The following is an 11,624-nucleotide window of genomic DNA, read 5'->3' on the forward strand; positions in this document are numbered from 1 at the left end:
CTTTCCTCCACGAAAGGCAATTGTTACTTTACATGGATTATTTTATAATGAGTCTTAAATAAACAAAAATATATCTTAAGCCATATAATATATAACCTTTGGTATATAAGGAGCGTGAATGGAATGGAATTATTGCAGTTGCGATATTTTCGAACGGTGGCCAGATTGGAGCATATCACGAAGGCGGCTCAAGAGTTGCGTATCGCCCAGCCGGCGCTTAGCAAGACGATTTCCCGGCTCGAGGAAGACGTAGGCGTACCGCTGTTCGACCGTCACGGCAGACATATTCGGCTTAATACGTTCGGCCGAACGTTTCTGGATAAAGTGGACGCGGCGCTCACTTTGCTGGATGAGGGGAAGAAGGAAGTTTCGGAGCTTGCGGGAATGGAGCATGGGAGCATTCATTTAGCGACATCGACTTTAGATAGGCTGTCGGAACCTCTGGGGGAATTCCTAGCGCTTCACCCTGAAGTCAAATTCCGTTTTACCCAGGCTTCGGTAGAAGAGATGGCTCGGTTGGTCGAAGGCGGCGAAGTTGACGTAGGTTTTACGGTGCAGTCTATCGACAAGCCTGGCATACAGGCCGTGACCGTGCTGTACGAGGATGTCTATTTGGGAGTTCCCCAAGGTCATTGGTTATCGGACCGTAAGAAGGTGCGCTTAAGCGAGGTGGCCGATGAGCCGTTTGTCGGTTATAAAGAGGGCTTTCTCTTTCAGCAAATGAACGATAAGTTTTTCCGGGAAGCGGGGATAACGCCGAATTTCGTCTGCCGGGTGGATGAACCTTCCGCCATAGCTAATCTTGTTCGCGCGGGTTTAGGCATTGCGTTAGTCGGAAATTGCGGAGGGCCGGATACTAAGCTTCATCTTCTGACCATCGAACAGCCTGCCTGTCGACGTCATTTTCAAATTTTATGGAATGAAAAACGATACCTTTCCTTGGCGGCTCGTAAGTTTCGTGATTTTATCGTCCAATATTTCGCGGATCGGGATGGTGCGCCTAGTCCAAAAAACCTGACGGAACTTGTCCCGTCAGGCTCTTAGATCAGGTTACAGGAACTGTCTGGCTTCGCCTAGCTTACAAACCGACCATATCCCGCCGCAGCGTGAACAGATCCTTCAGCTCTTCCGTTGATAGCTCGGTTATCCAGCCCTCGGACGAGGAGATGACGTTCTCGCTAAGCTGCTGCTTGCTCTCCAGCATCTCGTCGATCCGTTCCTCCAGCGTGCCGAGGGAGATGAACTTGTGCACCTGAACGTCGCGGGTTTGGCCCATTCGGTACGCGCGGTCCGTCGCCTGGTTCTCGACGGCGGGATTCCACCAGCGGTCGAAGTGAAACACGTGATTCGCGGCCGTTAAGTTAAGACCGACTCCTCCGGCTTTGAGTGAGAGGATGAACACGTTCGGCTGATCGGCGGAAGGCGGCTGCGCATGCGATTGGAACTGCTCGATCATGCGGTCGCGCGACGTTTTGGACGTGCTTCCGTTCAAGTAGAGCACGGGCTCCCCGAGCTCTTGCTCCAGCACCGATTTCAGCATTTGCCCCATGCCGATGTACTGGGTGAAGATCAAGCAACGCTCGTCTTCCTCGCGAAGCTCCTTCACCATGGCGACGAGACGCTCGAGCTTCGATGATCGGCTGATGAGCGAATCGGCGTCCAAGAGCTGCCCGCCCGACCTCTGATCCGTCCCCGCAGCTTCCGGCAAAGATTCCTTCGTCATCAGAATCGGATGGTCGCACAGCTGCTTCAGTTGGGTCAGCGCGGCCAGAATCGCCCCTTTGCGCTCGATCCCCTCCAGCTTCTGCATTCTCTCCATCAAGTCGTTGACGGTTTGCTCATAGAGGGCGCCTTGCTCGGCGGTCAAGTGAACATAGGTCTTCATCTCGTTCTTATCCGGCAGGTCCAGCTGAATGGCAGGGTCTTTCTTCTTGCGACGCAGCATGAAAGGCTTAATCAGCTTCTGCAGTTCGGCCGTGCTTTGTTCGTCCTTGTCCTTCTCGATCGCGGTCGCGAACCGAGTGTTAAACTCGCGGGCGGTGCCTAGGTATCCGGGATTGATAAAATCGTACAGCGACCAGAGCTCGGCCAACCTGTTCTCGATAGGCGTTCCCGTGAGCGCGATCCGATGCCGAGCGGGAATGCTTCGGACAACCGTCGATTGTTTCGTTTGCGCATTTTTGATGTTCTGCGCTTCGTCCAAGCTAACGGATGTCCAAGTGAGCCCTTGCAGCGTTTCCTGATCCAGAGAGCAGGTAGCGTAGGAAGTCAGCACGACGTCCGCTTGCTTGGCTTCCTCGAGGAAATCCTCTCCGGACAGCCGTCTGCTGCCGTAATGCAGCATGACCTTCAAGGAAGGCGCGAAGCGGTTGATCTCCTTCTGCCAGTTGCCGAGCACGGAAGTCGGGCAAATGATCAGGGAAGGAAGCTTACCGGCATCCGGATCCGGCGGGGCGTTCTCTTGGATATACAGCAAATAAGCGATGAGCTGCACGGTTTTGCCCAGCCCCATATCGTCGGCCAGACATGCGCCTAGCCCGAAGCGACGGAGGAAGCTAAGCCACGCGTATCCTTCCTGCTGATAAGAGCGAAGCTCGGCCCGAAGCCCGGAAGGCACCGGCAGCTTCGGAAGATCGCTCATCTGATTGAGTTGACCGATCAGCTTGAGCAGATGCTCGTTCAGCTCGACTTCAAGCCGGATTCGTTCCGCGTTCGCGGCAGCTTCTTCCTCCGATTCGCCATCCCTATCCGTAACGCCGGTTCCTTCTCCTCCGAGAAGATGCAATTGCAATACGTCTTGGAACGAAAGCCCTTGTCCCTTATCGACGGATGCCATCGCCCGGCGAATTTGCGCAAGCAAAGCCGGATCGAGCTGGATCCATTGTCCGCGAAACCGGACGAGTCTCACGTTGCGGGCAACGAGCTCGGCGAATTCCGCCTCAGACAGATCGACTTCGCCGATCGCGATGCGCCAATCGAAGTCGATCAACGAGTCGAGCCCGAACAACGAACCGCCCGCTTTGCCTCCTTCGCCCGTACCCGAATTAACCTTGGCCCGCAATCGGGGTTTCTTACGGCTCGCCGCTTCCCACCACGCGGGAAGAAGTACTTGCCAACCGGCTTCCAATAGACGCTGGCTGTCTACGGTTAAGAACCGCCATGCGGCTTCGTCATCGAGCGCCTCCGCGAAAATATCGTTGCGCGCTCCGTTGAAACGGTCCGCCGGTAAGATGGCAAGCAGCCTTTCCAGCCATGCGGCGGATCGCAGCTTGACTTGCGTCGTCCATGCGCTTGGCCACATTCCGACGGCTTCGCCATCCGCGGTCAACCGAACGGGGGAAATTCCGGCAGCGTCCCGCTTATCTTGCAGGACAAGTTGCAGCCTCCAATCCGTTTCTTCGCCATCCGGCTCTAACAGCTGCAGGGCAGGGCGGAACGGAGCGTTGTCCGCTTTCCAGCCGACCGTCACGAGCCATGCTTGCTCGTCCAGCCCCGCATCGACCGCTCTCTTGCCGGCGAATAACAAGGGATATTCCCTTCTTAAATCCGCGGCCGTTTCTTCCGTACCGTAATAGGTTTGGAAAACGGCGGCGGAGAACGCCGCTTTTAGGCCGTTCGCGAAATCCTCATCGGACCGGGCGGCTTCGAGCAAAGCCCGTTCTTCCGGGTTCATCGGCTCTTCATCCCAAGTCCATTGCAGCTTGCCCGATTCGAAGGCCGCTTCATAGCTCGGGAGATACCGCTTTTCCTCCAAGCAGGTTCCAAGCAAGGGAGCAACCCGGGCAAGCCTTTCGGCAAGCTCGTCCCATACCCATTCGATGTGCCGAAGCAACTTAGCTTCCGCGAAGAACGGAATGACCATTTCGGCCGGGAGCAGGACGAGCTCGAGTCCCTCCATCTGGCGAACTTCCAACGCCGTTCCGTAGAAGGAGGGCTCATGCCAAGCGAACAAGGCTTGTTTAAGGGATACGCCCGAGGCATAGGTATGTTCATTATAGGAGCCGTGCAGGAGAGCATCCCCGTTCCCGCCCAGTAGAATCCGTATCGTTATCGTTTCCGTGTAATAGCTCATTGCAGCAATTTCCCTTTCCGAAGCTCCTCTTGCAGCGCCCGTAACCGACTATGGCGGAAAGTAAACGAGGATAGGAAGAGCTCCCATCGAGGCTCTTGCTTCATTTTTTTGTACAATTTGGCTAACCGTTTCAGAAGCTTGACCGCCGATTTATAGCCGTCCCTGTTTTTAATCAGCACATAACGCTCTACTGCCTGATGATAGAAGGGGAGCAGCATTTCCGGCGCGTTCTTCTCGATCGGAGCCAGATCGGTTACGCGAAAATCCAACGGATCGCTGTCCAAGCTTAGATGGAAGTCCATCCAACGTTCCCATTTGCCGTGAGCGAGCAATTTCTCCTCGTAGAGGGCTCGCGAATGAGGAAGCATGGAGACAAGCGAGTCCCACATTTGGGGTTCCGCTTCGGGATGGTGATCTACGGCAAGCTCCCAGAACTCCGAATAGGGGCGAATGTTCGCATTGCGTCGCAAGTTGAGGTAGGGCGATATTTCGCTCAGCCAATCCGTTAAGCGGGCCCATTGCTCGGATTGAGACAGGTGGGACAAATAAAACAGCAAATAATCCGCGGAAATATCGGAAATCTTCTTGGCGGCTACGAGCTGCGCCCAAGCTTCGGGATCGTTCGATTGGTACATATGCATTCCGGCTCGAGCGATTCTCCAAGCGAATTTCGATAGAACGGATCCTGCCTGGTCGGCTGTTTCGTCCAATTGCCGAAGTTCCTCGGCGTAGGAGCGAGTATCGTTAACCGTTGGACAGATCCAGTGGTTCCACACGCTCAGGTAGTGGGCTAGGAAATAATGATTGTCGTTAGCCTCCGATAACATTTCCTTGCGAAGGTGAGCTAACGTTTGTTCGACTAAGCCTGAATTAGCGGGCTGTACGGCCAACGAAGCGGCTTGGAAAATCCCTTGTTCGATCGTAACCTGCAAATCGGAAGCCGCGTGATGGGTATGGAAAGCCAAGTAGGAATAAGCGTATCCGGATAGATCCTGCGGCTGTTTCGTAAGCTTGGACAATACGAACAGAAGGGCATGAAATTTGAAAAATGTTTCGATCTCCGGGGGAAGAGTCGGTTTTCTCCGGTATATGGATGCTAATGCATCGTTGATGAATTGAGTATTCCTGGAACTTTGCATCAATCGTACGGTCGAAAGCTCGAACCATTCATGCCACTCCGGAATGCTCATCCGAGGAAGCCTCTTGGCTTGCTCTTTTAACAACGTTTCGTTATCGGCCGCCTTACGAGCCTCGATTTGTTTCGCTTGATTGTAAGATTTGGCAGGCGGCTTGGACGGTGCCGTCGTCTTGGCGTTCACAAGCGTATGCACCGATCGGTTATGCAAGTTGGCGTACTTTAGCAGAGCGGCGAAGATATGCTTGCAGTTCCAGCTAACCGGGCAGTCGCAGCGAGTGGACGTGAGGTTATCCAGGTTAATATTCACATGATAGAGTTCGGAGCCTTCCACGATCGCCTTCACGTTACGATCGGAAGGAATCGTAAGCTTTACCACGCGGCCTTGCTTATAGTATTGGAACCCTCGGCTTAAGGTGACGTCGCTGAAATTGTCGGCCACGTCCTGAATGAGCTTATTCCATTGATCATCGTTTATTTCATAAGTGGGTATCATACGCAGAACTCCCGAGTGAAAATGGTCTTCGTTTCATCTCTTGATTATATCACTTTATGAACATATGTTCTGGGTAAAAAAATATTTGACAATTACGAAGCGAAGTTGCCGCTTACGGGGCGGGGCCCGCGAGGGATTGGCTTGGATCTTATACGCTTGCAACGTCGTTGACCGCAACTAACTTTCGCGTCCCGCCTCTCAAGGTCGGGTTTTTGCGCGATCTTGCGGGAAGGGAATGGCCGGACGTTTGTAGAATGTTGTTAGGAAAGGGGCGTGGTGGACGATGAAAGAATCCAAATACGAGAAACATTATTCCGAAGAGGGATTTTGGTCAAAGCTCAAGAAGAACGCGAAAGAAGCGGGCAGTAAAGTCGTGTATAGCGGATTGTTGCTTTATTTCGCGTTGCAAAGCCCGAAAACGCCGCTCAGGGCCAAGGTTCAAATCTACGGAGCTCTCGGCTATTTGATTCTTCCGGTCGACCTCGTACCGGATTTCCTTCCCGCGGTCGGGTACGTCGACGATCTGGGAGCGTTGGGACTTGCGCTCGGCGCGGTCGCGATGAGCATCGATCAAGGGGTCAAGCTCAAAGCGAAAGATAAGCTGAAAGATTTATTCGGCGAGGAAGCTCTAAAGAGTCAGGATATATTGGACGTGGATGCCGAGACGGGTCCGGAGATCGATATGGAAATCGGGATCACGGATGACCCGAAAGCGGACTGAGTAATCGAAGGTTATATCAGTATATAAGTATATAATGAAGAAGTAACAAGGGCGCCGAATGAGTGCTCTTTTTTTTTGTACGACTATCAGGAATTCGTTATCCCTTTGTCGCTTCTCTCCGCAATGATTGTCAGATTGATAGTATTATTCACACAATTGTCTGCATTATTACAAATAATAGAAATGAATGAGCCGATCATTTGTTATGATGTACCAAACGAGTTTTCTAGGTAAAATTAACCAACGGTTTGATCGGCAGGGGGTCGGAAGTAATGGAAAAGACGAAGGCGAAGGGCATGTTCAAACTTACGATTAAAAGGAAACTTCTATTCGTAACTTCCTTATTGTTGATCGTTCCAATTTTAATACTGGGCGGGGTTACCTATCAGGTTGCGTCGAAAGAGACGAGCTCGTTAATCGAGACCGGATTAAAGAACAACGTCAGAATGGCAGAAGAAATGCTGGAATCTTTAGATAAAGCGGTGCGCAACGGGACCATGACGAGAGAGGATGCGGAAGAAAACTTTCGGGTTTTCCTGCTCGGGGAAAAACAAGCGGATAACACGAGACCGATTAATAAGAAGATCGACTTGGGCGAGAGCGGATATTTCTATGTTCTAGACGAGAAAGGGACTTTATTAGCCCATCCCTTGCTAGAAGGCGAGAACATCTGGGACAAGCAGACCGCGGATGGCACTTATTATATAAGAGACGTCATTAAGTCCGCCCAGAACGGCGGGGGCTTTACTTATTACGATTGGCCGTTGCCCGAATCCTCGAAGGAGGCTCGTAAAATCGTATATGCGGAAAATGCCAATTCCTGGGGTTGGGTGATTACGGCGGGTTCTTATTTGCAAGACTACAACAGCGGACAACAAGGGATTTTGAACTCGATGATCATTACGCTGGGAGCCTGCATGGTCATAGGCCTCACCGTGCTAACCCTGTTTGCATTACACATTTCTAGACCTGTCGTACGGGTATCGCGAATGGCGGAGAGAATGGCGGAAGGCGACCTGACGGGAGATAGTATCGTTGTCACCGGTAAGGACGAGGTCGGACAGCTAACCTCCTCCTTCAATCGATTGCTTCATAATCTTCGGGAATTGGCGGGCAATCAACTGCTCAGCGCGAATGTGTTGGCCGCATCCTCAAGCAGCCTTTCCAGCGTCATCGTGGATTCCGTTCGGGCAGCACAACAGACATCGGACTCGCTGTCGGAGTTAGCGGTTAATCATGAGGTACAAGCCGGCAGCATCGAGGAAACGTCGAAAGCGATGGAAGAGATGACGGCCGGTATCGGTCGGATCGCATTCTCGGCAACGACGACGTTCGAATCCTCGGCGGCGATGCTGCAAGAAGCGGAGGAAGGGAACCAATTGATTATCCGATCCTCGGAGCAGATGGCGACCATCAGCTCTACTGTAGGCAATATGAGCACGGTTGTCGCGCATTTAGGTCAGCGTTCCCAACAGATCGGGGATATCGCGAGCACGATAAGGGATATATCGGGGCAGACGAACTTGTTGGCTCTTAACGCTTCTATTGAAGCCGCTAGGGCGGGAGAGCACGGCAAAGGGTTTTCCGTCGTAGCGAGCGAAATTCGCAAGCTTGCGGAACGTTCCAACGAATCCGCTAACCAGGTTACGGAATTGATCGAAACGATACTTAAAGACATTGCGGCGGCAGATGAATCCATGCGAAACGGAGAGCTGGAAGTGACGGCCGGAACGGCTTCCATCGGCCGATCGGGCGAAGCCTTCACCCGCATTCTCGAATCGACCCGCAACGTGGTCATCCAAGCCGAAGAAGTATCCGCGGTAGCCGAGCAGATGTCCGCAAGCGCTCAACAAGTAGCGGCTTCCTTGCAGCAGATGGAGAGCGTCTCCTCGAATTCCGCGCTGGCTTCCACTACGATATCCGCCTCTACCGAGGAGCATTTAGCCTCCATGGAGGAGATCTCGTCTTCTGCTAAGCAGCTCAACGAAATGTCGGACAAGATGAAACAATTGGCAAACCGATTTAAGATCGGATAAGAGTTGCTTGAACACGCTAAACAGCACCACTAGGCGCAAAGAGGATGTCCCTGGGGCTTACAAACCTCGGGGACATCCTCCTTTTCAATTTATCGGCGTAAAAAGATCGCTATGCTTCTCGTAATCGGATTCCCGGCACGTCATGATCAACCGCGTTCCGTCCTCTTCATGGCTCATCGCATGCACGTGCGCATTCTCGTTGAAGTAGGATACGAGCCTGCCTTGGGCGTAGGGGATCAGAATCTCGTACTTCTTGTAATCGGTGAATACGCGCTGGCAGATCAATTGAACGAGCTCCTCGATCCCGATATTCTCGCGAGCGGAGAGGTAGACGCCATCGTCTTCGATCAGCGGATAGGCCTGATCGGCTTTTAAGTCCGCTTTATTGTAAACGTACAGACTGGGAATCTCTCCGGCTCCGAGCTCGCGCAACGTCTCGTTCGTAACGGCGATTCGTTCGTTGCGTTCCGCGTCCGAGCAGTCCACGATGTGAAGCAGCAAGTCGGACTCCGTCACCTCTTCCAACGTCGACCGGAACGCCTTAATCAGATGATGGGGCAACTGACTTACGAAGCCGACCGTGTCCGCCAAGAGAAAAGATCTGCGGTCTGGCAATTGGATGCTTCGAACGGACGTTTCCAGCGTGGCGAACAGCATGTCTTTGGCCAACACTTCTTTGCCGGTTCCGGGCGCATACGTCTGGATTAAAGCATTCATCAAGCTGGATTTCCCTGCGTTCGTGTATCCGACTAGACAGACGACGGGAACCTCGTTCTTGCGCCGCTGCTTGCGCTGGATTTGCCGCCGGGAGACTAGCTTCTCCAGATCGGCTTGCAGCGCGGCGATCCGGTCCTCGATTCTCCTCCGGTCGAGTTCGAGTTTCGTCTCCCCGGAGCCTCTATTTTTAAGACCCCCTCCGCCACCGCCGCCTTGTCGATCCAGCGATTCCCTAAGACCGACTAATCTAGGCAGCATATATTGCAACCGAGCGACTTCGACTTGAAGCTTCGCTTCTTTGGTCTGGGCCCGGCTTCCGAAAATATCCAAGATCAAAATCGTCCTGTCGATGACTCTGCAATCCAGCCCGGCCTCCAGGTTGCGGATCTGCGAAGGCGACAGCTCGTCGTTGAAGATAGCGATGGTTGCATCCTTGCTCGCCATCAGTTCCTTTAATTCATTTACTTTGCCGCTTCCCATATACATGGACGGGTTTACCCGATCGGCTTTCTGCGTCAGCTCGCCAACGACCTCGATTTCGCATGCATCGGCTAAGTTGCGCAATTCTTCCATCGCGCTTGCGAAGCCGGGGCGGTGGTTCAATTCCAATCCGACGGTTACGGCTTTATCGCGTAGTTGTTCCATATATTCTTACTCCTCCATTCGTGTACGAACAAAATAAAAACACAGGCAGCGCTCTGCCTGTGCGGTCGTATGACGTTAGAGGGATCGGGAAATGAGGCGTTAGCCGACTGCGGGCGATGAAAGCCCGCAGGCACGTGCATGCCGATCATGCCTATTCCTACGGCGAATAACAAACGAGCGCTGCCCGGTCATGAAACGGCGAGACCTCTCCCGCCATTCCATCATCCGTTCCAAGCATAGCCGTTCATTGCCGTTATAAAGGGTTAATAGGACAGACCAATCCTGAGTCCTCTGCACACAGGCAGAGCCTTAAGCGCTATTCAATTAGCCGCGCAAGGATCTAACTCGGATGTAGTCTATCACACGTAACCCTCCATTCCTTTAAGTATGCATTATTTTAACACAGCATCGAATGGTGGGTAAAGTTTAATAAATCAACTTAACTGCGACAACGCCAAACTATTCGCCGTCTTTCTGGCATTTATTAATATTCCGTCGTCGTACCGGACAATTCGCGTTGATTTTAGAAGGAGCAGACGAAACGCGCCTTATCTATTCTCGTATAAAGTGAGATAATAGTTCAATGTCCTACATTACAGTATTGCAGTGAAAGGAAGTTCGACGTGAATAAATCCAAAAGCCGATCGGTTCTGATGGGCATAGGTATTTTCCTGTTAGCGAAATTCAAGTGGGCGCTCGCCTTGTTGAAGTGGACGAAGTTCGGCGGCACTTTGATTACGATGATGGTCAGTTTAGGGGCGTATGCCGCGATCTACGGATGGAAATTCGGGGTAGCTCTCGTATATTTGATCTTCATCCATGAGATGGGACATATCGTGGCAGCTAAGCGCAAAGGAATTCCGATGTCGCCGGCGTTCTTCATACCGTTCGTAGGCGCTCTCGTCTCCATGAAAGAACGTCCGCGGGATGCGGCGACGGAAGCCTATCTGGCATACGGCGGGCCGCTCGCCGGTCTGATATCCTTCTTGCCGGCTGTCGTGCTGTACGAGACGACGAAGGAACCTTTCTGGGCGTTGGTCGTATTTCTCGGCGCGATGATCAACCTGTTTAATTTGATTCCGGTATCGCCGCTAGACGGAGGGCGAATCGTCTCCGTGCTCTCGACGAAGATCTGGCTTGCCGGATTGTTGGTGCTCGGCGTTATCGTCGCGATTTCTCCAAGCCCGCTGCTCTATATTATAATATTGATCGGATTATTCTCTTGGTGGAGCCGCGGTCGGGAAAATTATCGGGGCTCCCTGTTGGCCTACGAACGGGAGAAGTTGGAGGAGTACCTTGCGGCGATTCGGGAGTGGCCGAGCTTGACGAGCACCTGGAACGTTAAACAAGCTTTATCGTCACGATTGGAAGCCGCTAAGAAGGCGGGAGAAGGAAAGAACAAGAAATTTATTCCATTCCTTCAGGATGAAGAGAAGCTTGCCGGCGATCAAGCGACGATGGATCAACAATATGCGAGCTTAACGCTCTCCCTGATTCAGGAATGGGAGCACCAGCCGGTCATGTACGAGGAATCGGATCCTTCGAGACCGATTCCATCGCGTCTGCTAGCAGACGCGGCTGAGAAGGCGAAAGCAAGAATTCAGTTGCTGGACGAAGAGATTCAACACTACCGTACTTATTACAAAGCCCCGGCTTCCGTGAAATGGAAAGTTCTCGTCGCGTACTTGTTATTGGCCGGCGTATTGTCCGGGTTCATGTTATACGGTCATCGGATTATGGAGTTGTATCGATAGTAGACGGCGCGTGAAGACGGCAAATATAAGCGGTATAGCTGGAAAAGA

7 protein-coding genes are annotated in these 11,624 nt (G+C 52.5%); 4 read left to right on the forward strand and 3 right to left on the reverse strand.

Annotated elements, in window-relative coordinates; genetic code table 11:
- The first annotated feature begins 123 nt into the window (after positions 1–123).
- On the forward strand, positions 124–1,044 hold the full coding sequence (locus tag HH215_RS27175) for a LysR family transcriptional regulator (protein ID WP_169282732.1): 921 nt from the start codon (positions 124–126) through the stop codon (positions 1,042–1,044).
- Between the two features lie 34 nt (positions 1,045–1,078).
- On the opposite strand, the gene HH215_RS27180 is transcribed toward HH215_RS27175, so the two are convergent.
- Entirely contained in the window at positions 1,079–4,072 is a 2,994-nt protein-coding gene (locus tag HH215_RS27180; protein ID WP_169282733.1) for a DEAD/DEAH box helicase, read from the reverse strand.
- On the reverse strand, positions 4,069–5,703 hold the full coding sequence (locus HH215_RS27185) for an SWIM zinc finger family protein (RefSeq protein WP_169282734.1): 1,635 nt from the start codon (positions 5,701–5,703) through the stop codon (positions 4,069–4,071). Before HH215_RS27185 ends, HH215_RS27180 begins: the two co-directional genes overlap by 4 nt.
- 283 nt (positions 5,704–5,986) lie before the next feature.
- Between HH215_RS27185 and HH215_RS27190 the strand changes: the two genes are divergently transcribed.
- Together HH215_RS27190 and HH215_RS27195 are read left to right on the forward strand one after the other, a co-directional pair.
- On the forward strand, positions 5,987–6,424 hold the full coding sequence (locus HH215_RS27190) for a YkvA family protein (RefSeq protein WP_169282735.1): 438 nt from the start codon (positions 5,987–5,989) through the stop codon (positions 6,422–6,424).
- 272 nt (positions 6,425–6,696) lie between these two features.
- Positions 6,697–8,460: a methyl-accepting chemotaxis protein gene (locus HH215_RS27195; RefSeq protein WP_169282736.1), complete on the forward strand. Its 1,764-nt coding sequence runs from the start codon at positions 6,697–6,699 to the stop codon at positions 8,458–8,460.
- Between the two features lie 84 nt (positions 8,461–8,544).
- On the opposite strand, the gene hflX is transcribed toward HH215_RS27195, so the two are convergent.
- Positions 8,545–9,822 (reverse strand): GTPase HflX, encoded by a 1,278-nt coding sequence (gene hflX, locus HH215_RS27200; RefSeq protein ID WP_169282737.1) that lies wholly within the window; start codon positions 9,820–9,822, stop codon positions 8,545–8,547.
- Between the two features lie 653 nt (positions 9,823–10,475).
- Here hflX and HH215_RS27205 point away from each other — a divergent pair.
- Positions 10,476–11,576 (forward strand): site-2 protease family protein, encoded by a 1,101-nt coding sequence (locus HH215_RS27205; RefSeq protein ID WP_169284604.1) that lies wholly within the window; start codon positions 10,476–10,478, stop codon positions 11,574–11,576.
- Positions 11,577–11,624 lie beyond the last annotated feature (48 nt).

Origin of the sequence: Cohnella herbarum (genome assembly GCF_012849095.1) — a bacterium.
Taxonomy (GTDB): Bacteria; Bacillota; Bacilli; order Paenibacillales; family Paenibacillaceae; genus Cohnella; species Cohnella herbarum.